The organism is Terriglobia bacterium (assembly GCA_020072785.1).
Lineage (GTDB): Bacteria > Acidobacteriota > Terriglobia > Acidiferrales > UBA7541 > Acidiferrum.
Window position 1 is genome coordinate 342885 of sequence record JAIQGG010000001.1, and the last position, 25958, is coordinate 368842.

Below are 25958 nucleotides of genomic sequence, written 5' to 3' on the forward strand. Positions count from 1 at the left end.
AACGCAAAAGACACGGTATGCACGCGGACGATCACAAAAACGAGCACACAGCCGGGCAGGCGCCGCAGCACGAGCACGACGCCCACGGCCAGCACGCGGAAGAACTCACCCCGCGGGAGTACTCCCTGGATCTCGCGGCCATCCGCGAGCGCCTCGGGAAGACCACCGGCAAGGAATACTGGCGCAGCCTCGAAGAGCTGTCCGACAACCCGCACTTCACGGAGCTGCTGCACCGCGAATTCCCGCGCCAGGCCTCCGAGTGGGATGACTCCGTGGACCGCCGCGATTTCCTCAAGCTCATGGCCGCCTCACTGGCCCTTGCCGGCCTTTCCGGCTGCGGCCGCGCCCCGGAAGAAACCATCGTTCCCTACGTCAAGCAGCCCGCCGGCTTGATCCTCGGCAAGCCCCGGTTTTACGCCACCGCCATGCCCCTCGGCGCGGAGGCCATCGGCCTGCTGGTGGAAAGCCACGAAGGCCGTCCGACCAAGATCGAAGGCAATCCCGATCATCCGGCCAGCCTCGGCGCCACCGACGCATTCGCCCAGGCTTCCGTCCTCGGGCTCTACGATCCCGACCGCTCGCAGGTGCTCACCTATCTCGGGGAAATTCGCGCCTGGGGTGGCTTCCTCGAAGAGGTGGCTGTCACCGCGGCGGGGCTCAAGACCACCGGCGGCGCGGGGCTGCGCATTCTCACCGGCAGCGTCATCTCCCCGACGCTCGGCGCGCAGTTGCGCGCCTTGCTCGCGCAGTTTCCCCAGGCCAGTTGGCACCAGTGGGAGCCTGCCGGCTCCGACGGCGCGCGTGAGGGCGGCAAGCTCGCTTTCGGCCGCTACGTAAATACCGTCCTTCGTCCCGAAAAGGCCGACGTCATCCTCGCTCTGGACTCCGATTTCCTGGGCAGTGGCGCGGGCCACATCCGCTACTCCAAGGAATTTTCCCGCCGCCGCAAGGTGGCCGGCCCGCAGGCGGAGATGAACCGCCTCTACGTGCTCGAGCCTACGCCTTCGGTCACTGGCGCTTCCGCTGATCACCGCATTCCCATGCGCGCCTCTGACATCGCGCTGTTTGCCCGCGCGCTGGCGGCCAAGCTGGGCTTGGGCGGCGCGGTTACGCTGCCTGCGGGCAGCGAGCGCCTGCTCGACGTCGTGGCCGCCGATCTGCAAAAGCATCGCGGCGCGAGCCTAGTCGTCGCCGGCGACTATCAGCCCGCCGAAGTCCATGCCCTGGCCCACGCCATCAATCAGGCGCTTGGCAATACGGGCGCGACGCTTTATTACACCGATCCGGTCGAAGCCCAGCCCGCCAACCAGCTCGAATCGCTGCGTTCTCTCTGCGCCGATCTGGACGCCGGGCGCGTCGATACGCTGCTCATCCTCGGCGGCAATCCCGTGTATGACGCCCCGCACGATTTCGATTTCACGGCCAAGCTCAGGAAAGCCCGCCTGGCTGTGCACCTGAGCGCCTACTTCGACGAGACTTCCGATTATTGCCACTGGCATATTCCCGAGGCCCATTACCTCGAATCCTGGAGCGATGTCCGCGCTTTTGACGGCACCGCCAGCATCGTCCAGCCGCTGATCGCCCCGCTCTATCAGGGCAAGACCGCGCACGACGTCGTCGGCGCCTTCAGCGACAAGCCCGGCCTTTCCAGCTACGAGCGCGTGCGCGCCACCTGGCTCCCCGGCAACACCGAAAAAGACTGGCGCAAGTGGCTGCATGACGGCGTCATCGCCGGGTCGGCGCTGCCCGCCCTCGCGCTCACTTCCAAGTGGAGCGCGGCCAGCCTGCCTGCTGCCACGCCGGCGCCCGCCGATGCCCTCGAATTCCTCTTCCGGCCCGATGCCGGCGTCTACGACGGCCGCTTCGCCAACAACGGCTGGCTGCAGGAGTTGCCCCGCCCGGTGACCAAACTCACCTGGGACAACGCCGCCCTGCTCAGCCCGGCCACCGCCGAAAAGTTCGGCGTCAGCCATCATGCCTCCTTCACCGGCGGCGAGCACGGCCAGATCCGCTCCGACGTCCTGGACATTATGCTCTCCGGCAGCAAAGTCACCGCCGCGGCGTGGACCTTGCCCGGACAGGCCGACGGCGTCGTCACCCTGCCGCTGGGCTACGGCCGCAAGAAGGCCGGCAGCACCGGCAACAACAAGGGATTCAATGCCTATGTCGTCCGCGCCTCTTCCGCGCTGTGGATGGCCACGGGCGGCAGCCTGCGCAAGACCGGCCACGACTACCCGCTGGCCTGCACCCAGTATCACCACAACATGGAAGGCCGCGAACTGGTGCGCTCGGCTTCGCTCGAGGAGTTCAAGCGCAACCCCGCCTTCGCCCACGAAGGGGCCGAAGAGCCGCCCAAGAGCCTCTCGCTCTACAAGGAATTCGCCTACCCCGGCTACGCCTGGGGCATGGCCATCGACCTGGCCTCCTGCAATGGCTGCAACGCCTGCGTCGTCGCTTGCGTCTCGGAGAACAACATCCCCGTGGTGGGCAAGGAACAGGTCATGCGCGGCCGCGAGATGCACTGGATCCGCATCGATCGCTACTACGAGGGCTCGCTGGAGGCCCCGGAGACTTTCTTCCAGCCGGTTCCCTGCCAGCAGTGCGAAAACGCGCCCTGCGAGCAGGTCTGCCCGGTGGGCGCCACAGTGCACAGCGCGGAAGGCCTGAACGACATGGTCTACAACCGCTGCATTGGCACGCGCTACTGCTCCAACAACTGCCCCTACAAGGTGCGCCGCTTCAATTTCCTGCGCTACCAGGATTGGGATACGCCCTCGCTCAAGTTGCTGCGCAATCCGGAAGTGACCGTGCGCAGCCGCGGCGTCATGGAAAAGTGCACCTACTGCGTGCAGCGCATCAACAACGTGCGCATCGATGCCGAAAAGCAGAACCGCCCGATCCGCGACGGCGAAATCGTCACCGCCTGCGAGGCCGCCTGCCCCGCCGAAGCCATCATCTTCGGCAACGCCAACGATCCCACGAGCCGCGTCGCGCAGCTCAAGGCGCAACAGCGCAACTACGCCATTTTGGCCGAACTGAATGCCCGGCCGCGCACCACGTATCTCGCGGCGGTGCGCAATCCGAACCCCGAGCTCGAGAAGGCCGGCAGTGGCTCTCGGAAAATGGACAAGCGATGAGCAGCACGCCCAAGAATCCTTCTTCGCCGCGCCGGCTCGCGCCGGTGCTCGAGCCCGGGCATACCTACGCCTCGGTCACCGACAAGATCAGCGCCATCGTTCTGACCCGGCCCGCGGGCCTCGGCTGGTTTCTCGGTTTCTCTCTGTCCTTCGGCCTGGTCATGATTCTCGGCATGGCCCTGGCCTACCTCATCGCCAAGGGCGTTGGGATCTGGGGCATCAACATCCCCATCGGCTGGGGCTTCGCCATCGTCAATTTCGTCTGGTGGATCGGTATCGGCCACGCCGGCACGCTGATCTCCGCCATTCTCCTGCTCCTCAATCAGAAGTGGCGCACCTCCATCAATCGTTTCGCGGAGGCCATGACCCTGTTTGCCGTGGCTTGCGCGGGGATCTTCCCGCTGATCCACACCGGCCGCCCCTGGTACGCCTTCTGGATGTTCCCCTATCCCAGCACCATGGGCATCTGGCCGCAGTTCCGCAGCCCGCTCATCTGGGACGTTTTCGCCGTCTCCACCTACGGCACGGTCTCTCTGCTCTTCTGGTTCGTCGGCCTGCTGCCGGACCTGGCCACCCTGCGCGACCGCGCCAAATCGCGCGCCGGCCAGATGATTTACGGCATGCTGGCCATGGGCTGGCGCGGCTCGGCCCGCCATTGGCACCGATACCAGAGCGCCTATCTGCTCCTCGCGGGACTGGCGACCCCGCTGGTGGTCTCCGTGCACACGGTGGTGAGCTTCGATTTCGCGGTGGCCATCGTTCCCGGATGGCACACCACCATCTTTCCTCCGTACTTCGTCGCCGGCGCCATCTACTCCGGTTTTGCGATGGTGCTGACCATCGCCATCCCCCTGCGCAAGTTCTACGGCTTGGAAGATTTCATCACCATGCGCCATCTCGAGAACATGGCCAAGGTCATGCTCGCCACCGGCCTGATCGTGGCCTACGGCTACGTGATGGAATTCTTCATGGGCTTTTACGGGGGCAACAAGTACGACACCTTCCTGGCGTGGAACCGCATGCACGGGCCGTACGCCCCGTTTTACTGGTCGCTGATTTTGTGCAACATCGTCATCCCGCAGCTGCTGTGGTTCCACCGCATCCGCACCAACGTCGTCGTGCTCTTCCTGCTTTCGCTGGTGGTCAACGTGGGCATGTGGCTGGAGCGCTTCGTCATTGTGGTCATCAGCCTGCACCGCGATTTCATGCCCTCCGCCTGGGGCCGCTACTCCCCCACGTTCTGGGATTGGGCCACCTACGTCGGCACGATCGGCCTGTTCGTGATGCTGCTCTTCCTGTTCGTGCGCGCGCTGCCGGTCATCTCCATCGCCGAGATGCGCGAACTGGTCGCGCACTCCTCGGAGGAAAAGCCATGAGCGAGCAGCGCTCCAACCTCCATGGCGTGATGGCGGAGTTTGCCACGACGGAACAGCTCCTGGCCGCCGCCGCAAAATCCCGGGAAGCGGGCTACACCTGCCTCGACGCCTATGCGCCCTTTCCCGTGGAAGGCCTGGCCGACGCTCTGGGCCTAGGCCGCCCCCTCGTGCCCCTGCTCACTCTGCTGGGCGGGTTGTTGGGTGGCTGCGCCGGCTTCGGCCTGCAGTACTGGGTTTCCGTCATCAACTACCCCGTTAATGTCGGCGGCCGCCCCCTCAACAGCTGGCCCGCCTTCATTCCCGTGACCTTCGAATTGACGATTCTCGGCGCTTCGCTCTTTGCCGTCTTCGGCATGCTGGCCCTGAACAAGCTGCCCGAGCCGTATCACGCCGTGTTCAACGTCCCGCGTTTTGCTCTGGCCTCGCACGACCGCTTCTTCCTGTGCATCGAGGCCGGCGACCCCCAGTTCGACCGGGTGCGCACGGCGCAGTTCCTGGAGAGTCTCAAGGCCTATGCCGTCAGCGAGGTGTTGGATGAGTAGCGCGGCGCGTTTTTCTTCGCTTCCGCGCCTGGCGGGCACTCTGTGCGCCGCTGCGTGTTTGCTCGTGCTCGGCGGTTGCCAGCAGGACATGGCCCACCAGCCGAAGTACCGGCCTCTGGCTCCTTCGACTTTCTTCGAGGACGGCCGCTCGGAGCGGCCCCCGGTGGAAAACACCGTGGATCGCGGGGCGCTGGCCGATGACGACCTCAACATCCCCAAAGATTCCAACGCCTTCCCGCTGCCCGTCACCCAGCAGTTGCTCGAGCGCGGCCAGGAACGCTACAAAATTTTCTGCAGCCCCTGCCACGGTCTGCAAGGCGACGGCAACGGCATGGTTGCCATCCGCGGCATGAAGCATCCGCCCAGCTATCACCAGGACCGGCTGCGCCAGGCTCCCGTGGGGTATTTCTACGACGTGATCACGCACGGCTTCGGTGCCATGTACGACTATTCCGCGCAGATTCCTCCGCGCGACCGCTGGGCCATCATCGCCTATGTCCGCGCGCTGCAGTTGAGCCGCAACGCGCCGGCCGCCGATCTTCCCGCCGCCCTGCGTCAGAAACTCAGCGCTGGCAGCGCTCCGGCGGCGGCCGCGCACGCAGGAGGCGCTGAGAAATGACGGAGCAGAACTACATGGCGCCCCAAAGCGTCTCCCGCCTTGGGCAGCGCGCCTTGACCGTCGGCCTGCTGGGCTTCGCCGGCTGCGCGGCGGGCCTGTTCATGAATCCTGAGCAGTTCTTCCGCTCTTATTTGGTCGGCTATCTGCTCACGCTAGGCGTGGCTCTCGGCTGTCTCGGCCTGCTCATGGTGCAGCACATGACCGGCGGCAATTGGGGCATCCTCATCCGCCGCCCCCTCGAAGCCGCCACGCGCACCATCCCGCTGTTGGCCCTCCTCTTCGTGCCCATCTACTTCGGCATGCACCGGCTTTACGTCTGGACCGGCCCCATGAAGGAGCCGCTCTCCGATTTCCAGAAGGGCTATCTCACCATTCCGGGATTCCTCAGCCGCGCCGTGTTCTATTTCGGCATCTGGATACTGCTGAGCCTGCTCCTGAATCGCTGGTCTTTGGAGCAGGATACGAACACCGAAGACCGCGCTCTCCGCCGCAGGCTGCAGCTGCTCAGCGGTCCGGGCATCCTTCTCTACGTCTTCACCGTGACCTTTGCCGCGGTGGACTGGGTGATGTCCCTCTCCCCGCACTGGGTCTCCACCATTTACGGCTTTCTCTTTGTGGCCGGCCAGGCCATCTCGGCCATGGCCTTGATGATCATCGTGATCGTCATGCTCTCGCGCTCCGAACCCATGGCCCACGTCCTGCAGCCGCGTCACCTGCACGATCTCGGCAAGCTGCTCTTCGCCTTTATCATGCTCTGGGCCTATTTCTCTTTCTCGCAGCTCCTGATCATCTGGTCCGGCAACTTGCCCGAAGAGATCGTCTTCTACAGCGCCCGCCTGCACGGAGGCTGGGGCGTCGTGGCCGTGCTCCTGCTCCTGTTCCATTTTGCGCTGCCTTTCTCCCTGCTCCTCTCCCGCGACCTCAAGCGCAGCGCCAGGTTCCTGCCCATGATCGCCGCGGCCATCATCTTTATGCGCGCCGTGGACCTGTTCTGGCTGGCCGGGCCGGAGTTTTTCCCGCAGGGCTTTCATCTCAGCTGGCTCGATTTCGCCGCGCCCCTCGGCATTGGTGGTATCTGGCTGGCCGCATTTGCGGCACAATTGAAGCAGCGGCCGCTTCTGCCCCTGGGCGATCCCAAACTGGCGGAGGCCATCGAACACGATGAGCACTGATCTGCATAACACGGGACACGGCGCCGGCCAGGAACCCTCGCACGACGATGTGGCCTTTGAGCCCCGCGACGTCAAGGTTTCCATCGTCATGAAGTTCCTGCTCTACATGGGAATTGCCATCGGCGTGGTCTACCTCATCTGTCTCGGCGTCTACCGCACCATGACCGAGCAGCGCGCCGTATCCGATACGCCGCCCCCTGCCGTGCGCATGGGGCAGCCCGCGCCGATGCCTCCCGAGCCGCGCCTGCAGGGCGTGCCCGGCCACGAGACGGATGCCCAGCAGGACCTCCGCGACGAGCGGGCCGCGGACAACCGGGAACTCGCGGAAACGCGCTGGGTGGATGAAAAGGCCGGCATTGCGCAGATTCCCGTGGAAGACGCGATGAAGATCATCGCCGAGAAAGGTTTGCCGGGCGTTGCTGCTGCGCCGCCTGCACAGAAGAAAAAGTAAGCCGATGAAATTGCTCCGCACCATTGCCGGAATCGTCGCGCTCCTCGCGCTGGCTCTCGCCGCGCAGGCGCAACAGGCCGTGCCCGACGGCGTCACCCTGCCCGGGTTGCCCGCGGCGCTGCGCGGCGTCGGCTTCGATCCGCAGCTCGACGCCCCGATCCCCGCCGATATCCCTTTCCGCGACGAAACCGGACGCACGGTGCGCTTCGGCGACTATTACGGCCAGAGGCCCGTGGTTGTCGCGTTTGTCTATTACGCCTGTCCCATGCTCTGCAACGAAGTCGAGCAGAGCCTCGTGGGCGTCCTCAAGACCCTCTCGTTCAATCCCGGCCGTGAATACGAAGTGGTCTTCGTCAGCTTTGACGCGCGCGAAACCCCGGAGATGGCTGCGGAGAAAAAGAAAGATGCGATGTCCCGCTTCGGCCGCCCGGAAACCGCCGCCGGATGGCATTTCCTGACCGGCTCGCAGGCCTCGATCGACACGCTGACCCACGCCGCCAATTTCCGCTACCGCTTCGACGAAAAGAGCCAGCTCTTCGCGCACACCAGCGGCATCCTCCTGCTCACTCCCGCGGGCCGTATCTCCCGCTATTTCCTCGGCGTCAACTATCCGCCGCGCGACGTCCGCCTCGGCCTCGTGGATGCCTCCTCCGGCAAGATCGGCACGCCCACCGACCATGTGCTGCTGTTCTGTTTCCAGTACGATCCGTCGACCACGCGCTACAGCGCCAGTATTCTGAAAATCATCCGCGCCGGCGGCCTGCTCACCATTTTCGCTATTCTCCTGGGTGTCGTTTTCTTCCGCTGGCGCGAATACCGCGCCGCGCGCCTCGCCAAGCGCGGGGCAGGTCCGAATTTGCAAGGAGCACACTAGAACCGTGCCGTCGCAACTTCCATTGTTTCCGGAACAGGCGTCCAACTTCGCCGGCAGCATTGACGCCTTGATGTTCTACATCCTGGTGACCTCGGTCTTCTTCGCCGTCACGGTCACCCTGGTCGTTCTCTACTTTGCCGTGAAATTCCGGCGCACGAGCGAGAAGCAGATCGGCACACCCATCCATGGTTCCGTGACCCTGGAGATCGCCTGGACCATCATTCCCTTGATCCTCGCCATGGTCATGTTCGCCTGGGGCGCGACCATCTATGTCAACTATCGCCAGGCTCCGCCGGACACCCTGAATATCTACGTCATCGCCAAGCAGTGGATGTGGAAGCTCCAGCAGCCCGACGGCCGCCGCGAAATCAACGAACTGCACATTCCCGTGAACCGCAACGTCAAGCTCATCATGGCCAGCGAGGACGTGATCCACGATTTCTTCGTCCCCGCTTTCCGCGTCAAGATGGACGTGGTCCCGGGCCGCTACACCACCCTGTGGTTCCGCGCCACCAAGCCCGGCCGCTACCACTTCTTCTGCTCCCAGTATTGCGGCACCAACCACGCCGTCATGGGCGGCTGGGTTACCGTTATGGAGCCCGCCGAGTACGCCGCCTGGCTGAGTGGCGAGCACGCGGACATCAATCCCCCCGCCGCCGGCGAAAAACTTTTCGCGCAGTTCGCCTGCAGCTCCTGCCACCTGCTGACCGGCAAGGGGCGCGGGCCGTCTCTCAACGGGGTCTACGGCTCCAAGGTCCTCCTCGCCGACGGCTCCACGGTGATCGCCGACGAAGTCTACATCCGCGAATCCATTCTCAATCCCAAGGCGAAAATCGTGGCCGGCTACCAGCCGCTGATGCCCACGTTTCAGGGCCAGGTCAGCGAGGATCAGATTCTCAGTCTGACCGCCTACATCCAGTCTCTGCAGGTGCAATCGGCTCCGGCAGTTCCTGCCGCGGCGGCGCCGGACACGGGGAAGAGATAGTCTTATGAACGCAACAGCAACAAATCCGGCGGTTTTTCCGGAAAAGCATTATGCGAACGCGGAGTACGGCATCCGCTCGTGGCTGCTCACCACGGACCACAAGCGCATCGCCCTGCTCTATCTCGTCTCCGTCACTGTGTTCTTCTTCATCGGCGGCATCTTTGCCGCCTTGATCCGCATTCACCTGCTCACCCCGGCGGGATATCTGGTCACCCCGGAGACCTACAACAAGCTCTTCACCATGCACGGCGTCGCCATGATCTTCTTCTTCCTGATTCCGGCGATTCCCGCGGTCCTCGGCAATTTCCTGATTCCCCTGATGATCGGCGCGAAGGATCTGGCCTTTCCGAAGATCAATTTGCTCAGCTGGTACCTGTACATGATCGGCGGAGGGATGGTGCTCTACTCCTTCCTCAGTGGCGGCCTGGATACCGGCTGGACCTTCTACACCCCGCTCAGCAGCGTCTATTCCAATTCCGCCGTGGCCCCCGCGGTCCTCGGCATTTTCATCAACGGCTTCTCCTCGATCCTTACCGGGCTGAACTTCCTGGTAACCGTCCATACCATGCGCGCCCCGGGCCTGACCTGGTTCCGCCTGCCCATGTTCGTCTGGGCCCACTACGCCACCAGCATCATCATGATCCTGGGCACGCCCGTGGTGGCCACCACCCTGGCCCTCGCCGGCATGGAGCGCCTCTTTCATCTGGGCTTCTTCAATCCCGCGCTCGGCGGCGATCCCGTTCTCTTCCAGCATCTTTTCTGGTTCTACTCGCACCCCGCCGTATACATCATGATTCTCCCGGCCATGGGCGTGATCAGCGAGATCATCACCACCTTCGCGCGCAAGCCGCTGTTCGGATACAAGGTCATGGCCGCGGCTACCCTGGCCATCGCTGTCATCGGGTTCCTGGTCTGGTCCCATCACATGTTCGTCGCCGGGCAATCCACTTTCGCCGCCCTGGCTTTCTCCCTCCTGACCATGCTGGTGGCCGTTCCCTCGGCGGTCAAAACCTTCAACTGGACCGCCACGATGTACAAGGGTTCGATCTCCTACGATGCGCCGATGCTCTATGCCTTCGGCTTTATCGGTCTCTTTCTCATCGGCGGCCTCACCGGCCTGTTCCTCGGCACCCTGGGCACGGACATCCACATTCACGACACCATGTTCGTCGTCGCCCACTTCCACTACATCATGGTCGGCGGCGCGGTCTTTGGTTACATGGGCGGCCTGCACCTCTGGTGGCCCAAGATCAGCGGGCGCATGTATCCCGAGTTCGTGGCGCGCGTCTCCGCCATTGTCCTCTTTGTCGGCTTCAACATGACCTTCTTCCCGCAGTTCGTCATGGGCTACGTCGGCATGCCTCGCCGCTACCACACCTATCCGCCGGAGTTCCAGGTGCTCAACGTGCTCTCCACCGCCGGCGCTTCCATTTTGGCCATCGGCTACATCGTTCCGATTTTCTATTTCCTCTGGTCCTTGCGCCATGGCGCTGTCGCCGGGCGCAACCCCTGGCCCAGCACCGGCCTCGAATGGCTGACGGATTCGCCGCCGCCCACGGAAAATTTTGCGCAAACGCCGGTGGTCACCTGGGAGGCGTACGATTTCGACAACCGCCCGGACCTCGGCCTGGCGAAGGCCTCGGCCAGCGGCCACAAGTAGTTTGCAGCGCCGGGCTTCCGCCTGGCGTGGTTCTGGTTTGTAGCGGCGGGCTTTAGCCCGCCGCTGTGCCGCCCGCAACGGCGCCACATCTTGTATTCAGAAGGGGAGTGCGGAGTGCATCGCACCGGAGAACTGTACGGACACTTCAAGACGCCCGAGCAGCAGCGCGAAGCTGCTTCGCTGGGCATGTGGATCTTCCTCATCACCGAAATCATGTTCTTCGGTGGCATCTTCCTGACCTACACCATCAACCGCTCCCTGTATCCTGTGGTCTTCGGCGAAGCCAGCCGCGAGCTCAACGTGCGCATGGGCGGCATGAACACCGCCGTGCTCATCGCCAGCAGCTTCACCATGGCCATGGCCGTATGGGCCTCGCAGACCGGCAAGAAGAAGCAGCTCACCCTTTTCCTGATGCTTACGCTCATTCTTGGCGGCGTCTTCCTGGGCGTGAAGTACTTCGAATACGCCGAAAAATTTCACCACCATCTCATCCCCGGCAGGAACTTCCAGTTTCCCGGTGACGTCGGCAACCGCGCCCATGCCCAGCTCTTCTTCTCCCTCTATTTCGGCATGACCGGCCTGCACGCCCTGCACATGATTGTCGGCGCGGGCCTGCTCCTCTGGCTGGTCATGGGATCGCTGCGCGGCCGCTTTACGCCGCAATACAATACCCCGGTGGAATTAGTCGGGCTCTACTGGCATTTCGTCGATATTGTCTGGATCTTTCTGTTCCCGTTGCTCTATCTGATCGATCGTCACTGAAGGCAGGGAGAAGAGGCGTGTCTGAGCACATTGTATCCCGCGGAATCTATGCCGGCATCGGCGCTACGCTGCTGATTTTCACCGGCATCACCTATTACGCCGCCACCGTGGACCTCGGCCCGTTCAACGTTGTTGTCGCCCTCACCATTGCCACCTTCAAGGCCTCTCTCGTCGTCCTCTACTTTATGCACGCGCGCTATAGCCCGCGCCGCACCCAGCTGGTTATCGTCGCCGGCTTCTTCTGGCTGGCCCTGCTCCTGGGCATGACCCTCAGCGATTACCTCACTCGCGCCTGGCAGCACATTTAACCCGTTTTTTCACGCCACGGAAACCCCTGGGGGCGCAGCACTGCCGTGCCCGTCTTTGGTTTTGCTTATTCTGAGAACTCGCGGGAAAGAGGAGCAGGGGCAGTGCAGCGCGAAGCGTTCTTCCGGCGCACCAGAGGTCATGAAAAATGGGGGAGTTTCGAACCGGCCCAGCCCTCAATCCCCTAAAAGGGATCTCGGCTCGCCTCCCCCACAATCACTGGTTGCACGTCAAAAGCCACTGGTAATACCTTTACTGTCAATTAGTTACAGATTAGAAGCCGCGTAAAAACGCGCCACCCCCACGAAAATTTACCCGCTGCCTTTTTCTGGCAGTTATTCCCGCCTTTTCCGCCGCCTTTGCCCTTTCTCGGACTTCCTCCCGCCCCTTGCCGCGTCAGACGCGCTGGGCCGCGGCTTGACCGCGCTCCCCGCGCTTGCTACCGTGAAGAGTTATTCTGGCCGCAGTCTATCCACTGTGCGCCGGAGCTCCTGTGGAGGGGCACACGAGTTCTATGGGCTTGACCAAACTGGTTGTGCGCGGCGCGCGTCAGCACAACCTCAAGAACATCAGCCTCGAAATCCCGCGCAACTCCCTGACGGTCATTACCGGCCTCTCCGGTTCCGGGAAATCCTCGCTGGCCTTTGACACCATCTACGCCGAAGGCCAGCGCCGCTACGTCGAATCCCTCTCTGCCTACGCCCGCCAGTTCCTCGACCAAATGGAGCGCCCCGACGTGGACGTGATCGAGGGTCTCTCTCCGGCCATCGCCATCGAGCAGAAAACCACCTCCCGCTCTCCGCGCTCCACCGTTGGCACCGTCACCGAGATTTACGATTACTTGCGCGTCGTCTACAATTCCATCGGCGTCCCCCATTGTCCCGCCTGCGGCCACCCCATCGCCCGCCAGACCAGCGAGCAGATCGTCCAGGCCATCCTCAGCGGCGACCTCTGCCAGCCCGACGACCGCATCATGATCCTCGCGCCCGTCGTGCGCGGGCGCAAAGGCGCTTACCGCAAGGAGCTGGAAAAACTGGCGCAAGACGGCTACGTGCGCGTGCGCATCGACGGCGAGCTCTATCCCCTCGATGTTCCGCCCAGCCTCGACAAGCGCAAGAACCATACCATCGAAGTCGTCGTGGACCGCCTGCTCATCAAGCCGGGCATTGCCGCGCGCCTCGAGCAATCCATCGCCACGGCCCTCAAGCTCGCCCAGGGCCTGGTCACCGTGGCCATCGTCGCCGGCAAGGAGCACGTCTTCTCCGAAAAGCTGGCCTGCCCCGATTGCGGCATCTCCGTCCCCCAGCCCGAGCCGCGCTTCTTCAGCTTCAATTCACCCTACGGCGCCTGCCCTGCCTGCAACGGTCTCGGCGCGAAGTTCGATTTCGATCCCGCCAAAGTCATCACCGATTGGACGCGCCCGCTCTTCGACGGCGGCCTCGGCCCCGGCGCAGGTTCCGCCATCCTCAAGCGCACCCTCGAGCTCGCCGCCTACGCCCACGGCTTCCATCTCGATACACCCTTCGACAAACTTTCCGCGCGCATCCAGAACCTGCTGCTCTACGGCTACCCGCCCGCCAGGGGCTCCTCCGGCTCCGCAGCCGGCGTCGAGCCGCCGCCGCGCTCCGCAAAGAACGCCAAGACCGAAAAGGGTTTCCGCTTTCAGGGCATCCTTCCGTTCCTCGAGCGCAATTTCGAAGAGTCCGGCTCGGATGCTTACCGCGAGTGGATGACGCACTACATGACCTCCAAGGTGTGCGCCGTCTGCCAGGGCCGCCGCCTGCGCCCGGAGAGCCTGGCCGTGAAACTCGCCGGCTGGTCTATCGCCGATTTCACCGCTTTCTCGCTCGCCGCCGCGCGCCCCGCCGTGGATGCCATCCTCGCGCAGCTCACTCCACGCCAGCGCGAGATCGCCGCGCGCCCCCTCGGCGAAATCGCCGAGCGCATCGACTTTCTTCTCGACGTCGGCCTCGGCTATCTCAGCCTCGACCGCTCCGCTGCCACCCTCTCCGGCGGCGAAGCCCAGCGCATCCGCCTGGCTACGCAGATCGGCTCGCGCCTCCGCGGCGTTCTTTACGTCCTCGACGAGCCCTCCATCGGCCTGCACGCCCGCGACAACGATCGCCTCCTCCATTCTCTCGCCCAGCTCCGCGACCTCGGCAACACCGTTCTCGTCGTCGAGCACGACGAGGAGACCATCCGCCGCGCCGATTTCGTCGTCGACCTTGGCCCCGGCGCAGGCAACGCCGGCGGCTATCTCGTGGCTCAGGGCCAGCCCGCGCAGATCGCCGCCGTCCCGGAATCGCTCACCGGGCGCTATCTTTCCGGCGCGGCGCGCATTCCTGTCCCGCAGAAGCGCCGCAGCCCCAACGGCAAGTCCCTCCAGATCCTCGGCGCCGCCGCCAACAACCTCAAGCATCTCGACGTCACCATTCCCCTGGGCCTCTTCACCGTGGTTACCGGCGTCTCCGGCTCCGGAAAATCCACGCTGGTCAACGACATTCTCTACCGCGCCCTGGCCCAGAAACTCTACCGTTCCCAGGACCCGCCCGGCGCGCACCGCATGATCCTCGGCATCGAGCACCTCGACAAAGTCATCGAGATCGACCAGGCGCCCATCGGCCGCACCCCGCGCTCCAATCCCGCCACTTACACCGGCGTCTTCGCGCCCATCCGCGAGCTTTTCTCCATGCTCCCGGAATCGCGCGAGCGCGGTTACCGCCCCGGCCGCTTCAGCTTCAACGTCAAGGGCGGCCGCTGCGAAGCCTGCCAGGGCGACGGCCTGCGCCGCATCGAGATGAATTTCCTTCCCGACGTCTATGTGCTGTGCGAAGTCTGCCGCGGCCGCCGCTACAATTCCGAGACCCTCGCCGTCCGCTTCAAGAACCACTCCATCTCGGACATCCTCAATCTGCCCATCAACGAAGCCTTGCCGCTCCTTGAAAACATCCCGCAGATCCGCCAGAAGCTCGAAACCCTCGTGGAAGTCGGCCTCGGCTACGTCCAGCTCGGCCAGTCCTCCACCACGCTCTCCGGCGGCGAAGCCCAGCGCATCAAGCTGGCCCGCGAGCTTGCCCGCCGCCAGACCGGCCGCACCCTCTACATCCTCGACGAGCCCACCACCGGCCTGCACTTCGACGACGTGCGCAAGCTCCTCGCCGTCTTGCAGCGCCTCGTGGACCTCGGCAATACCGTCCTCATCATCGAGCACCACCTCGACGTCATCAAACAGGCCGACTGGCTCCTCGACCTCGGCCCCGAAGGCGGCGAAGCCGGCGGCCGCATCGTCGCCCAGGGCACTCCCGAACAGGTTGCCCGCGTCAAAAAATCCCACACCGGCCAGGCCCTCACCCGCTTCCTCGGCCTCGCCCCCGCCTCCAACGGCAACGGCCACCAGGTCATCGGCAAATGACCGCTTTTGCGAAATTGTATTTGGCGGCACCGAACCCCCAACGCTGTCATTCCGAGCGGAGGGCGGATGCCTCTGATCGGCCCGGAGTCGAGGAATCCCTCTTTTCTCTTGATCTGCCGGCGGCTTTCAGATTTTCATCTTCTCCTTGCCTGCTTCCGCTATTCCCCTTACAGTGAACTCTTCCATGAGCCTCTACTCCATTTCGCCGCTCGCCCTCGACGCCATCGCCACCTATCCGCTGGCCTCGCGCAAGAGCAAGGTCAGCGTCCGTGACTTCGCCCGCCCCGTCTCCGGCTCCGCCTCGCTCAAGAATTTTCTCGATTCGCTCCCCAACCTCCTTGCCGCCGGCGATCTCCGCGGCCTCCTTGCCGCCATGCACCGCGCGCGCCAGAAGCGCAAGACCATCCTCTGGGGCCTCGGCGGCCACGTCATCAAGGCCGGCCTCGGCCCCGTTCTCATCGACCTCATCGGCCGCGGCTTCGTCTCCGGCATCGCCATGAACGGCGCTGCCCTCATCCACGATTTCGAAATCGCCCTCGTCGGCAACACTTCCGAAGACGTGGACGCCGCCCTCGGCGCAGGCAAATTCGGCATGGCCGCGGAAACCGGCCAGTACATCAACGACATCGCCCGGGACGCCGCGCGCAGCGGCATCGGCTACGGCGAAGCCGCCGGCAAGCTCCTCACTGGTCGCCGCCTGCGCCCGCGCTACGCCGGCTCGAGCGTTCTCGCCGCCGCCTGCCGCGCCCGCATCCCTGTCACCATCCATCTCGCCATCGGCACGGACATCCCGCACATGCATCCTGCCGCCGACGGCGCCGCCCTCGGCGCCGCCACGCACCACGATTTCCGCCTCTTCTGCGCGCTGGTGAAGCGCATGCACCCCGGCGGCGTCTATCTCAACTGGGGCTCCGCCGTGCTCCTCCCCGAAGTCTTCCTGAAGGCCGTCTCCGTCGTGCGCAATCTGGGCGTGCCCCTCCGCCCCATCACCACCGCCAATTTCGACTTTATCCAGCACTACCGCCCGTTGCAGAATGTCGTGAAGCGCCCGACCGCGCCGGAACGTGGCCGCCGCGGCCTGGAATCCCGCGGCTACGCCGTCACCGGCCACCACGAATTGCTTCTGCCGCTCGTGGCCGCGGCGCTCGCAGCCGGCTGGCCGGCAGGACGTTGACCGCTTGCGGTCACACTTAGCGAAGACCGCTTGCGGTCACACTTAACTATGACCCCTTTCGAAAACGATCCTCTGAATCCGGACATTTCTTCCGGCGGTGCTCCGGCCGCCCCCGGCGGCGCGCCTCCGGCCCCGCCGTTCTCTTCGCTTCCCGAAGATCTGCGCATCTCCTGGTCCTGGTCGCATTTCGCCGTTTTTCTGCTCTTCAGCGTCGGCAACTTTGTGATCACGCAAGTTGCGCTCATGACCTATCTCACCTCTTACCGCCACATGACCATCAAGGAGATTCAGAGCGTGCCCCCGTTTCTGGCTCCCTATCTCGTGGCCTTGCAGGTGGTCTTCTTCGCTCTCGAGCTGCTCTTCCTCTACGTCACGCTCGCTGTCCTTCCGGACGTGCCTTTCTGGCGCTCCGTGGGCTGGCGCCGGCTGCCGCCAGGCCCCTCGCGCGGCCGCGGCTGGCTCTACTTTTTCTCCGGCTGCGGCCTGGCGATCTGTGTGGCGGTGGCCAGCCTGGGCATCCACCCCAAGGAAAAATTGCCCATCCAGGAGCTTTTCAAGGACCGCACCAGCACCGCGCTGCTGATGCTGATGGCCGTCCTCGTCGCCCCGCTGATCGAAGAGACCGTCTTTCGCGGCTATCTCTACCCCCTGTTTGCGCGCAGCTTTGGCGTGCCCGCGGGCATCGGCATCACCGGCGTCCTCTTCGGCATCCTGCACGGCGCGCAACTGGGCTGGACGCGCGAGCTGGTGGTCATCATGAGCCTGGTGGGAATGGTCTTCACCTACGGACGCGCGCGGACCCGTACCGTCCTCGGCAGTTACCTGCTGCACCTCGGCTACAACTCCATGATCAGCGTCACCATGCTGATCGCCACCCGCGGTTTGCAGCACTTTCCCCCGGCCACCTGACGGTTTCCTCATCTGCGCCGCCTCCGCTACAATGTTGGTGTGGGCCCGCGGGGGCCCGGTCTTTTCAGCTCCGGCCTTCCGGGCGCAGCGCGCGCATTCGGATTCCGGCCTTGTCGGAAAGATTCTGACCCGCTCGGATCGCAGATTCCGGCCCGGCCGGAAAGAAATTTCTCTTGGAATTGTCCGTAGGCTGCACAGATCGCGAGGAAACTGCACGCATGTACGTTGCACAGCCCATTGCCTGGACCGACCGCGGTGTGGTCATGCTCGATCAGCGCCGCCTTCCCGCGGAGGAGATCAGCTACACCTACACCGACTACCGCGAAGTCGCCAAAGCCATTCGCGAGATGGTCATTCGCGGCGCACCGGCCATCGGCGTGGCCGCGGCCATGGGCGTGGCCCTCGGCGTCCTCCACTCCCGCGCGGCCTCGCTCGAAGCTCTGCGCGCGGAGTTCTCCGGAATCTGTGACACCCTCGCCCAGACCCGCCCCACCGCCGTGGACCTCTTCTGGGCCCTCGAGCGCATGAAGCGCCGCTTCGCCGAGCTTGCCGCTGGGACCTCGGACCTCGCCAAAATCCGCCAGGCCCTCGTCGAGGAAGCCAAGCAGGTGCATCTCGAGAAGAAAGCTACCGATGAAGCCATCGGCCGCTTCGGCGCGGAATTCATGCCTGCCTCAGGCCAGGTCATGACCCAGTGCAACGCCGGCGCTCTGGCCACCGCCGGCATCGGCACGGCTCTCGGCGTCATCCGCGTCGCCTTTCAGCAGGGGAAGAAGCTGCACGTGCTGGTGCCGGAGACCCGCCCGTATCTGCAGGGAGCGCGCCTCACCGCCTGGGAGCTGCATCGCGGCGGCATCCCGCTCACGCTCATCACCGACAACATGGTCGGCCACTTCCTGAAGTCCGGCAAAGTCGGCGCGATCGTTACCGGCGCGGACCGCATCGCCGCCAACGGCGACACCGCCAATAAGATCGGCACCTACCAGATCGCCGTCCTGGCCAGGGAAAACAACGTGCCCTTCTATATCGCCGCGCCCGTCTCCACCCTCGATCTCTCCATCCCCGACGGCAGCCACATCCCCATCGAAGAGCGCTCGGCCGCCGAAGTCACGCACATCCAGGGCGTGCGCATCGCCCCCGACGTCCACGCCGCGCACCCCGCCTTCGACGTCACTCCCGCACGCTACATCGCCGCCATCTTCACCGAGCGCGGCGTCGCCCGCGCCCCGTACAGCGATTCCCTCCGCGCCCTCGCCGCCTCCTAGCCGCTGACCTTTCAGAGAGTGCGGCGCAGAGCGAAGCACGGGTAGCCATTCGCGGTCTGGGTTTAGTTTCCGTTAGTCAGACTATGCATTCGCTGGTGACGCTTGACATCATGCCTGCCCTTGGGTAGTCTCCGCGAAGGTCCCAGCGTTCTTCATCCCTCCGGCATTCTACGTCCCTTCCAAATCCAGGAGGTTTGCGCCCATGAACAAACTCAGTCGTTTTCTATTGGGATTGGCTCTCGCGGTTACGTGTGTTTGCATGACCGCGGCGCAGGAGATGTCGCAGGGCAGCATGTCCCTGCCGAACGTGTTGCAGATCACGCGTGAATTTACCAAACCAGGGAAGGCGGGCATGGTCCACGATAAGGCCGAGAGCGCCTTTGTCCAAGCCATGGCCCGTGCCAAGTGGCCGACGCGCTACTTGGGCATGACGTCGCTCTCGGGCAAGCAGCGCGCCTTATTCCTGACCATGTATGCTTCCTTCGAAGCCTGGGAAAAAGACACCGCGGCAATCGCGAAGAACACCGCCCTTTCTGCGGCACTGGATCGCGCCAGCATGGCCGATGGCGAGCTGCTCGATTCGATGGACCAGGGCGTTTTCGTTTTCAGCGACGAAATGAGCCTCCGGCCGAAGGCCGACCTCGCGCCTATGCGCTACTTGGAAATCTCGGCGTTCCATGTTCGCCCGGGCCACGGCAGGGAATGGCGCGAGCTGGTCAAGATGGTTAAAGCTGCCTATGAGAAGGCCCTGCCCGAAGCACATTGGGGCACCTTCGAGCAAGTATACGGCGGGGATGGCGGCACGTATCTCGTTCTCACCGCGCGCAAAACCCTGGCGGAAGTCGACCGCGCCCACCAGGACGACAAACAATTCGCAGCGGCCATGGGCGAAGACGGCATGAAGAAGCTCGACGAACTCTTCGGTGCCTCCGTCGAATCGTCCCAGCATCAATTGTTCGCATTCAATCCGCGCATGAGCTATGTCGCCGACGAATGGATCAAAGCCGACCCGGATTTCTGGAAGCCGAAGGCGGCTGCTCCTGCTGCAAAGTCCGCTGCGGAGGATAAGAAAGCCAAGCCATAGCTTTCAGCCCCGCGCTTTGTCAGCGGCAGTTCGGGAGCGGCTCCGATTTTCGGAGCCGCTCCCTTCACTCTTGCGCCCGCGCCGCCGGCATCGCCGCCATTGCCGCTGGCGCCATCCTCCTCGCCCGCTCCCTGTAACGCGGTCTCCGCCTGCCGGTCTGGGTTGCAGTCTCCGCTCTTTTTCTCTGCGCCCTCTGCGTCTCCGCGTTGTCTTTTTCTTTGATCTCTTTCCCCGCGCAGAGCCGGCGGTTCTTGCCGGCGGCAGTCGGGAAATCGTGGCGGAGCGCGACGCTTGCTCAAGCCATTTGAAGGAGCTCACTCCGGCCGGATAGCCATCACGATCCGCTGCCGCCGCCGGAACATCGCGAAAAAATCCAGCAGCTGCTTCCACGGAACATACTTCCGGTTTAGCAGCCGCATCCCCCGCGCCGCTTCCTCGCCGGTGAGAATCTCCGCCCGCGCCGTGACCCACTCTCCCAGCAATCCTCCGCGCATGTCGCACGGCGCTATCCGCACGCGCTCATTGTTCCGGATGCGCTTCACCTTGCCGGACTCCCCGATCGTGTAGACATACAGCTTCTGCGGCCCTGCGCCTTGCGCCGCATCCTCGGCCGCCGCAAACCACACCGGCGTCCGCACCGCCCTGCCGTCCTTCCGATACGTCTCCAGATTCAGATATTTCTTTCCGGCAAACTCCGCGAATTCAGACGTCGTGTTCATGAAGCTTCCGATGCGGATGCCGGTGGCAGGTTCCAGCGCCACGCCGCATAGCCCAGCAGCAGCCCGGTCAAGCTGCCGGGTACCAGGATCTGCACATAATGGGCGTTCTGCAGCAGGGCGATCACCAGCGCCAGCAGAAAACCTATGCACGCGCCGAACAGCACCGCGGAACGCAGCGAACCCGCCTTCCGCGCAAACACCCAAATCACCACTCCGCCCAGCACATCCTTGAACACGGAGCCTGCGATGATCTGGCCCAGCTGCGGGCGCACCTCCGGTGTGAACCAGGCCGTCGCCCCGTCCAGCACCCCCAGCGCCGCCGCCAGCACCGCCACGTAGAGAAAGGTTTTCATTGCGCACCCCCATCCTTGCACCGCGAGTCTAGGCAAGACGCCGCTCCCCCGCAAGCCGCCTTCATTCATGCCGCAGCGCCTCCACCGGATCCAGCCGTGCCGCCTTCCACGCCGGGTACATCCCGAAGCCGATTCCGATCACCGCGCACAGTGTCAGCGCCGTCAGGATCCAGAATACCGAGAGCGTCGCCGGAAACGACAGCACAACGCGCAGGGAAAGCCCCAGCCCCGATCCCGCCAGCACTCCGATCACCCCGCCCACCGCGCACAGCACCACCGACTCCAGCAGAAACTGCAGCAGAATGTTGCTGCGCTTCGCCCCGACCGCCTTGCGCACCCCGATCTCCCGCGTCCGCTCCGTCACGCTCACCAGCATGATGTTCATCACCCCGATCCCTCCGACCAGCAGCGCCACAAACGCCACCGCGAACGTCAGGATGAAGATCAGCCCGCTGATCTTGTTCCACAGCTCCAGAAAATAGTCCGACGTGAACAGCGCGAAATCGTCCGGCTTGTCGCTCGCCAGCCGCCGCTTCCGCCGCAGCAGCTCGCGGATCTCTTCCACCGCCTCGCCCACCTTTTCGGGATCGCGGGCCTTCGCGAAGATCACGTAGTCCTTCTGGTTCGGATAGAGCTTGCGCAGCGTCGTGTCCGGCATCATGGCGATGTTGTCTTCCGGGTTCGTGCCCCCGGAGATCCCCTGCTTGCGCTTCTGCGCCGTCCCGATCACCGTGAACAGTTGCCCGTCCAGCGTGACCTCCTTCCCGATGGGGTCCTCCTGCGGGTCGGGAAAAAGGATGCGCGTCGTATCGTAGCCCAGCTCCACAACCGGCGAACGGTGCTCCATGTCCGTATCCGTCAGCCACCGCCCGCGCTCCAGCTTGATCTCGAAAATCTTGGCCAGCCCCGGCGCATTCCCCTGCAGAATCACGTTCTTCGCCCGGTACCCGCCCCGCCGCACGCTCGCGCTTCCGCTTCCGAACTGCGGCAGGAAAATCCGCAGCGACGGCGACGCCGCCGACACGTGCGGCAGCAGCGCGATCTCCTCCGCCCATTCCGGTTGCAGCTCCTTCCGCGTGAACCATTCGCTCGGCGGCCGCGACAGCGTCGCCCACGGAAAGCGGTAGCAGATGATGGTGTCCGAGCCCAGCTCGCGGATGCCCCCCAGCACGTTTTCGTTCAGGCCGTTGATGACCGTGCTCACGGTGATGACCGTGCTGATCCCGATCACGATGCCCAGCACGGTCAGCGCCGAGCGCAGCGGATTGCGCCGCAGCGAATCCATGGCCAGCAGGAACGTCTCGCGCAGCTCCACCCGCCGCGCCGCGCCCGCCAGCCCGCGCACCCGCCCCGCGGCCGTTCCGCCCAGTGTCCGGCTCATCGTTGCCATCGCTCTTCCGCCCTACTCCGAACGCAGCGCCACCACCGGGTCCAGCCGCGCCGCCTTGGATGCCGGATACGTCCCGAAGAACAGCCCCACGCTCAGCGCCACCAGCAGTCCGCCCGCCACCGACCATAACTGCACCGCGCTCGGCAGCGGCGAGACCCACGACAGCAGCTTCGCCACCAGCACTCCCAGCGCCACTCCCAGCGCCCCGCCAACCAGCGCGATTGTCGACGACTCGATCAGAAACTGCAGCAGAATGTCTCCCCGCCGCGCCCCCACCGATTTCCGCAGCCCGATCTCCCGGGTCCGTTCCGTCACGCTCACCAGCATGATGTTCATGATCACGATCCCGCCCACCACCAGGGAAATCGAGGCGATGGCGATGGTCACGAAGAAAAACGTCGAGCTGATGCTCTTCCACAGCTCCAGAAACGAATCGCTCGTCTCCAGGCTGAAATCGTCCTTCGCCCCGTACGCCAGGTGCCGCCGCCCGCGCATGATCTGCCGCACTTCATCCACCGTCGCCTGAATGCGCGCCGCCGATACCGTCCGCGCCGTCACCCGCAGCGAATCCCGCGGCGATCCGAACTCCTTCCGGTACGTGTTCAGCGGCAGGATGATCCAGTTGTCCTGCGAACTCCCCAGCGTCGACCCCAGCTTCGTCCCCACCCCGATGACCTGGCAGGGCAGATTGTTCCAGCGGATCTCCCTCCCCAGCGGATCCACCCCCGGCAGTAGATTTTCCACCACGTCCCAGCCAATTACGCACACCGGCGCCGCGCTGCGCATATCGGACTCGTTGATGTGCCGCCCCGCCGCCAGCTCCACGTCGTAAAGCTGCGCCATCTGCGGCGTCCATGCCCGCAAATTCGTGTCCTTCACCGAGTTCAGCCCGGACTTCGTCTCCACTCGCCCGCCCAGCGATGCTCCCACTTCCGTGCAGCTCCGGCATAGCTCGCGCACCGCCTCGTAGTCCTCGTACCGGATCGCCTTGCGCTTCTGAAATTCCAGATAGTCGTCCACGTTAGTGACGATGGAGGGCTGCTTGGCCAGCCCGAAGACGTCCGCGCCCAGCCGGAACACCTTCTCCGTCACGTAGCGGTTGGCTCCATTGATCAGGCTCACCACCGCGATCACCGACGTCACCCCGATCACCACTCCCAGCAGCGTCAGCACGCTGCGCAGTTTGTGCGTCCACAAACTGGATGTGGCAATCCCCACCGCCTCCGAAAAATTCATTGTCGATCGTCGCGCCATGGTTTTCCGCCTCATCCTAGCATACGCTCCGCGAGCCCCCGGAATTTCGCCGCCCTGCCTCGGCTGTCGGCCCGCGCGGCCGCGCAATTCTGCGGGGTGGCCGGGCCACGGGCCGCCTGTTTTTTTCTGACTGCCGCGGCGGACTTCAGCCGGCTAGTTGTCTTCTGGGAATTGAAAGAGGAAAAGAACTACTTCGCGTGCCGAATCCGTTCGGCTAGCGCCCGCGCCCGCTGCCGCGCCACCTCGACGAACCGCGCGTCTCCCGCAATCTGCTCCAGCAACCCCAGCGCGCGCTCCGGCTCGGGCAGAAGATTGCGGTTCAAATCCGATTCAAACTGCAGCAGCGCGTCGTTGACCCCCAGCCGGTCGTATTTAATCCGCCGCGTCAGGGTTGTCAGGTGCTCCTGCTGCCGCGCCAGCCCCTCGAAGATCTGCATCATCTCGTTGGCCGCCGCGTTCAGCGTGTAGTTGAACTTCGCCTCGTGCGCTTCCGTCCCGCGCTCCCAGCGCAGCGTCTTCTCGCCCAGGTTGGCGATCTTGCGGTGCACATCCAGGTCCAGGCCCTGAAAATGCTTCAATTCCGCGGCCCGCGCGAAGAGCCTCGCCCGCAGCGCCGCGCCCACTTCGAACGGCGTTGCGCCCGGCTCCTCGTCCAGTTGCCGGATCTCGAAGCTCGCGGCGTCGCTCTCCTGGCGCACCGTAATCTCGATGAACTCCGGCGAGCTGGATTGGAACACCCGCCGGTAAATCAGCTTCGCTCCGGGTGGCGCTGCCGCGCCGTGTACCAGGAGGGGCGCGCAGAGCAGCGCCGCGAGGCAGCAGAGAAATACGGAGCGTCGGATCCGGGGTCTCATTGTCAGGAGAAGGTGCGCGCGGCGCGCGCGAGAAGTTTTTCCGTCGCCGGCGTTGCGGGCATGCCGAATCGCCGCCGCTTCTGCTCGGCCTGCAAATGGCAGAGCGCCACCGCCAGCGCGTCCGCCGCATCCGCAGGCTGCGGCGTCTCGGCGAGCGCCAGCAGCGCGCGTACCATCACCTGCATTTGCTCCTTGGACGCGTTGCCGTGTCCCGCCACGGAAGCCTTGATTTCCCGCGGCGAATAACTGTGTACCGCCAGCCCGTGCTGCTCCGCCGCCAGCAGCACCACCCCGCGCACTTCCGCCAGCCGCAGCGCCGTCTTCATGTTCAGGGCCGTAAACACCGATTCCACCGCCAGCACCTGCGGCCGGTACTCCGCAATCAGCCGCCCCAGCAGCGCATGCACTTCCGCAAGCGCCGCTCCCCCCGATTCGTGCTGCCGCTTCTTGGCCACGCGCAGCGCCCCGTAATGCAGCATCCGGCAGCGCCGCCCGTCGCCTTCCACGATGCCGTAGCCCGTGGGTCCCGCCGCCGCAGGGTCCAGCCCCAGCACGCGGATCACGCTCTCGTTCGCGGAAGCTTTCACGGAGGATAGTTTACGTCTTCGGGGAAACGCGAAACCACCTTTTCTTCGCGCTGGTTACACCGTGGTTTCCTTCGTCAGGACAACCTGGGGATTTGTTGCGCCGCTTGAGATTGGTCCCGGCAGAGTCCCGAGCCCGGCGTCTTTCTGGCAGTTGTTTGGCCGGCCTTCCGCTTTGCGCGGGAGGTCGGCGGAGCTTCTTTGACCGCTCTGGTTAGAAGTGCGGGATGATCATCCGGCGCTGACGGCGGCCTGGATCTCCGATTCGTCGATGTCGAAGTTGGCGTAGACGTGCTGCACATCGTCGTGCTCTTCCAAGGCTTCCACCAGCCGGAGCATCTGCTGGGCTTGGGGCCCGGTGAGCTTGACGAAGTTCTGCGGCACCATCCCGATCTCCGCTGAGTCTGGCGTGATGCCTTCCTTGGTCAGGGCGTCCTTCACGGCATCCAGCGCTTCCGGCGGGGTGGTGATGTACCAGGTCGAGCCGTCGTCCTTCAGGTCGTCGGCGCCCGCGTCCAGCACGATCCCCAGCACCTTGTCCTCGCTGGCCGCTTCCTTGGGCACCACGATCTCTCCCTTGCGGTGGAACATCCAGCCCACGGCCCCGGCTTCCGCCATGTTCCCGCCGTTCTTGCTGATCAGGTGGCGCATCTCCCCGACAATGCGGTTGCGGTTCGTCGTCACGACCTGGATCAGCATGCCCACGCCGCCCGGCCCGTAGCCTTCGAACGTCACTTCCTCGTACTGCTCGCCTTCCAGCTGCCCCGTGCCGCGCAGGATCGCGCGCTCGATGTTGTCGCTCGGCATGTTTTCGTTCTTGGCCGAAGCGATGGCCGTGCGCAAGCGCGGGTTGGTATTCGGATCGCCGCCGCCGCTCCGCGCCGCAATTGTGATTTCGCGGATGTACCGCGTGAACACACGCCCGCGCTTCGCGTCGGTGGCCGCCTTCTTATGTTTAATGGTGGCCCATTTTGAATGCCCGGACATAACATATCCTCTTTGTTGGGAGACGTTTCAGGCGGCCTTGCGCCCGAACGCTCGAATTGGTCGGGGCGCTCGGCCCGTGCGACCCCGCC

The 25958-nt window shown here is 64.4% G+C and carries 23 protein-coding genes; 16 read left to right on the plus strand and 7 right to left on the minus strand.

Annotation, left to right across the window (positions count from 1 at the left end; genetic code table 11):
* The first annotated feature begins 17 nt into the window (after positions 1-17).
* The 16 genes from LAN61_01490 to LAN61_01565 all read left to right on the plus strand — a co-directional run bounded on the left by LAN61_01490 (position 18) and on the right by LAN61_01565 (position 19728).
* Complete coding sequence (locus LAN61_01490) at positions 18-3137, plus strand: TAT-variant-translocated molybdopterin oxidoreductase (protein MBZ5539169.1); 3120 nt, start codon at positions 18-20, stop codon at positions 3135-3137.
* Positions 3134-4513: a polysulfide reductase NrfD gene (gene nrfD, locus LAN61_01495; GenBank protein ID MBZ5539170.1), complete on the plus strand. Its 1380-nt coding sequence runs from the start codon at positions 3134-3136 to the stop codon at positions 4511-4513. Before LAN61_01490 ends, nrfD begins: the two co-directional genes overlap by 4 nt.
* A gap of 29 nt (positions 4514-4542) precedes the next feature.
* A complete protein-coding gene (locus LAN61_01500) occupies positions 4543-5055 on the plus strand; it encodes a DUF3341 domain-containing protein (GenBank protein MBZ5539171.1) in 513 nt (170 codons plus the stop codon).
* Positions 5048-5674 (plus strand): cytochrome c, encoded by a 627-nt coding sequence (locus tag LAN61_01505; GenBank protein ID MBZ5539172.1) that lies wholly within the window; start codon positions 5048-5050, stop codon positions 5672-5674. The genes LAN61_01500 and LAN61_01505 overlap by 8 nt, the downstream gene beginning before the upstream one ends.
* Positions 5671-6846: a hypothetical protein gene (locus LAN61_01510; GenBank protein ID MBZ5539173.1), complete on the plus strand. Its 1176-nt coding sequence runs from the start codon at positions 5671-5673 to the stop codon at positions 6844-6846. Before LAN61_01505 ends, LAN61_01510 begins: the two co-directional genes overlap by 4 nt.
* Positions 6836-7297 (plus strand): hypothetical protein, encoded by a 462-nt coding sequence (locus LAN61_01515; GenBank protein MBZ5539174.1) that lies wholly within the window; start codon positions 6836-6838, stop codon positions 7295-7297. The genes LAN61_01510 and LAN61_01515 overlap by 11 nt, the downstream gene beginning before the upstream one ends.
* 4 nt (positions 7298-7301) lie before the next feature.
* The gene (locus LAN61_01520; protein MBZ5539175.1) at positions 7302-8171 is read left to right on the plus strand and encodes an SCO family protein; all 870 of its coding nucleotides are present in this window, start codon (positions 7302-7304) and stop codon (positions 8169-8171) included.
* A 70-nt stretch (positions 8172-8241) separates the two neighbouring features.
* On the plus strand, positions 8242-9156 hold the full coding sequence (coxB, locus tag LAN61_01525; protein ID MBZ5539176.1) for a cytochrome c oxidase subunit II: 915 nt from the start codon (positions 8242-8244) through the stop codon (positions 9154-9156).
* Positions 9157-9160: 4 nt separating this feature from the next.
* Entirely contained in the window at positions 9161-10816 is a 1656-nt protein-coding gene (locus LAN61_01530) for a cbb3-type cytochrome c oxidase subunit I (GenBank protein MBZ5539177.1), read from the plus strand.
* 186 nt (positions 10817-11002) lie between these two features.
* The gene (locus LAN61_01535; protein ID MBZ5539178.1) at positions 11003-11578 is read left to right on the plus strand and encodes a cytochrome c oxidase subunit 3 family protein; all 576 of its coding nucleotides are present in this window, start codon (positions 11003-11005) and stop codon (positions 11576-11578) included.
* Positions 11575-11886 carry a cytochrome C oxidase subunit IV family protein gene (locus LAN61_01540; protein MBZ5539179.1) on the plus strand — a complete coding sequence of 104 codons (312 nt, stop codon included), beginning with the start codon at positions 11575-11577 and terminating at the stop codon, positions 11884-11886. Before LAN61_01535 ends, LAN61_01540 begins: the two co-directional genes overlap by 4 nt.
* A 512-nt stretch (positions 11887-12398) precedes the next feature.
* Positions 12399-15296 (plus strand): excinuclease ABC subunit UvrA, encoded by a 2898-nt coding sequence (gene uvrA / locus LAN61_01545; GenBank protein MBZ5539180.1) that lies wholly within the window; start codon positions 12399-12401, stop codon positions 15294-15296.
* 184 nt (positions 15297-15480) lie between these two features.
* Positions 15481-16470: a hypothetical protein gene (locus LAN61_01550; GenBank protein MBZ5539181.1), complete on the plus strand. Its 990-nt coding sequence runs from the start codon at positions 15481-15483 to the stop codon at positions 16468-16470.
* Between the two features lie 48 nt (positions 16471-16518).
* A complete protein-coding gene (locus LAN61_01555; protein MBZ5539182.1) occupies positions 16519-17379 on the plus strand; it encodes a CPBP family intramembrane metalloprotease in 861 nt (286 codons plus the stop codon).
* Between the two features lie 218 nt (positions 17380-17597).
* Positions 17598-18644, plus strand: coding sequence for an S-methyl-5-thioribose-1-phosphate isomerase (gene mtnA / locus LAN61_01560; GenBank protein MBZ5539183.1), 1047 nt, complete (start codon positions 17598-17600; stop codon positions 18642-18644).
* A gap of 202 nt (positions 18645-18846) precedes the next feature.
* Positions 18847-19728 carry a hypothetical protein gene (locus LAN61_01565; GenBank protein MBZ5539184.1) on the plus strand — a complete coding sequence of 294 codons (882 nt, stop codon included), beginning with the start codon at positions 18847-18849 and terminating at the stop codon, positions 19726-19728.
* Between the two features lie 314 nt (positions 19729-20042).
* Here LAN61_01565 and LAN61_01570 read toward each other — a convergent pair whose 3' ends face one another.
* The 7 genes from LAN61_01570 to LAN61_01600 form a co-directional block, all read right to left on the minus strand.
* A complete protein-coding gene (locus tag LAN61_01570; GenBank protein MBZ5539185.1) occupies positions 20043-20447 on the minus strand; it encodes a PPOX class F420-dependent oxidoreductase in 405 nt (134 codons plus the stop codon).
* Positions 20444-20800, minus strand: coding sequence for a hypothetical protein (locus tag LAN61_01575; GenBank protein MBZ5539186.1), 357 nt, complete (start codon positions 20798-20800; stop codon positions 20444-20446). Before LAN61_01575 ends, LAN61_01570 begins: the two co-directional genes overlap by 4 nt.
* Before the next feature lie 61 nt (positions 20801-20861).
* Positions 20862-22181, minus strand: a complete 1320-nt coding sequence (locus tag LAN61_01580) for an ABC transporter permease (protein ID MBZ5539187.1) — start codon at positions 22179-22181, stop codon at positions 20862-20864.
* Positions 22182-22202: 21 nt separating this feature from the next.
* Positions 22203-23426 (minus strand): ABC transporter permease, encoded by a 1224-nt coding sequence (locus tag LAN61_01585; GenBank protein MBZ5539188.1) that lies wholly within the window; start codon positions 23424-23426, stop codon positions 22203-22205.
* Between the two features lie 206 nt (positions 23427-23632).
* Entirely contained in the window at positions 23633-24298 is a 666-nt protein-coding gene (locus LAN61_01590; protein MBZ5539189.1) for a hypothetical protein, read from the minus strand.
* Between the two features lie 2 nt (positions 24299-24300).
* On the minus strand, positions 24301-24858 hold the full coding sequence (gene ruvC / locus LAN61_01595) for a crossover junction endodeoxyribonuclease RuvC (GenBank protein MBZ5539190.1): 558 nt from the start codon (positions 24856-24858) through the stop codon (positions 24301-24303).
* 255 nt (positions 24859-25113) lie between these two features.
* Complete coding sequence (locus LAN61_01600; GenBank protein ID MBZ5539191.1) at positions 25114-25869, minus strand: YebC/PmpR family DNA-binding transcriptional regulator; 756 nt, start codon at positions 25867-25869, stop codon at positions 25114-25116.
* Between the last annotated feature and the right edge of the window lie 89 nt (positions 25870-25958).

Bases quoted from the DNA above. Each gene is read 5' to 3' on its own strand.
- LAN61_01490 (MBZ5539169.1), top strand. From the start codon at position 18: ATGCACGCGGACGATCACAAAAACGAGCACACAGCCGGGCAGGCGCCG.
- nrfD (MBZ5539170.1), top strand. From the start codon at position 3,134: ATGAGCAGCACGCCCAAGAATCCTTCTTCGCCGCGCCGGCTCGCGCCG.
- LAN61_01500 (MBZ5539171.1), top strand. From the start codon at position 4,543: ATGGCGGAGTTTGCCACGACGGAACAGCTCCTGGCCGCCGCCGCAAAA.
- LAN61_01505 (MBZ5539172.1), top strand. From the start codon at position 5,048: ATGAGTAGCGCGGCGCGTTTTTCTTCGCTTCCGCGCCTGGCGGGCACT.
- LAN61_01510 (MBZ5539173.1), top strand. From the start codon at position 5,671: ATGACGGAGCAGAACTACATGGCGCCCCAAAGCGTCTCCCGCCTTGGG.
- LAN61_01515 (MBZ5539174.1), top strand. From the start codon at position 6,836: ATGAGCACTGATCTGCATAACACGGGACACGGCGCCGGCCAGGAACCC.
- LAN61_01520 (MBZ5539175.1), top strand. From the start codon at position 7,302: ATGAAATTGCTCCGCACCATTGCCGGAATCGTCGCGCTCCTCGCGCTG.
- coxB (MBZ5539176.1), top strand. From the start codon at position 8,242: ATGTTCTACATCCTGGTGACCTCGGTCTTCTTCGCCGTCACGGTCACC.
- LAN61_01530 (MBZ5539177.1), top strand. From the start codon at position 9,161: ATGAACGCAACAGCAACAAATCCGGCGGTTTTTCCGGAAAAGCATTAT.
- LAN61_01535 (MBZ5539178.1), top strand. From the start codon at position 11,003: ATGTGGATCTTCCTCATCACCGAAATCATGTTCTTCGGTGGCATCTTC.
- uvrA (MBZ5539180.1), top strand. From the start codon at position 12,399: ATGGGCTTGACCAAACTGGTTGTGCGCGGCGCGCGTCAGCACAACCTC.
- LAN61_01550 (MBZ5539181.1), top strand. From the start codon at position 15,481: ATGAGCCTCTACTCCATTTCGCCGCTCGCCCTCGACGCCATCGCCACC.
- LAN61_01555 (MBZ5539182.1), top strand. From the start codon at position 16,519: ATGACCCCTTTCGAAAACGATCCTCTGAATCCGGACATTTCTTCCGGC.
- mtnA (MBZ5539183.1), top strand. From the start codon at position 17,598: ATGTACGTTGCACAGCCCATTGCCTGGACCGACCGCGGTGTGGTCATG.
- LAN61_01565 (MBZ5539184.1), top strand. From the start codon at position 18,847: ATGAACAAACTCAGTCGTTTTCTATTGGGATTGGCTCTCGCGGTTACG.
- LAN61_01570 (MBZ5539185.1), bottom strand. From the start codon at position 20,447: ATGAACACGACGTCTGAATTCGCGGAGTTTGCCGGAAAGAAATATCTG.
- LAN61_01575 (MBZ5539186.1), bottom strand. From the start codon at position 20,800: ATGAAAACCTTTCTCTACGTGGCGGTGCTGGCGGCGGCGCTGGGGGTG.
- LAN61_01580 (MBZ5539187.1), bottom strand. From the start codon at position 22,181: ATGAGCCGGACACTGGGCGGAACGGCCGCGGGGCGGGTGCGCGGGCTG.
- LAN61_01585 (MBZ5539188.1), bottom strand. From the start codon at position 23,426: ATGAATTTTTCGGAGGCGGTGGGGATTGCCACATCCAGTTTGTGGACG.
- LAN61_01590 (MBZ5539189.1), bottom strand. From the start codon at position 24,298: ATGAGACCCCGGATCCGACGCTCCGTATTTCTCTGCTGCCTCGCGGCG.
- LAN61_01600 (MBZ5539191.1), bottom strand. From the start codon at position 25,869: ATGTCCGGGCATTCAAAATGGGCCACCATTAAACATAAGAAGGCGGCC.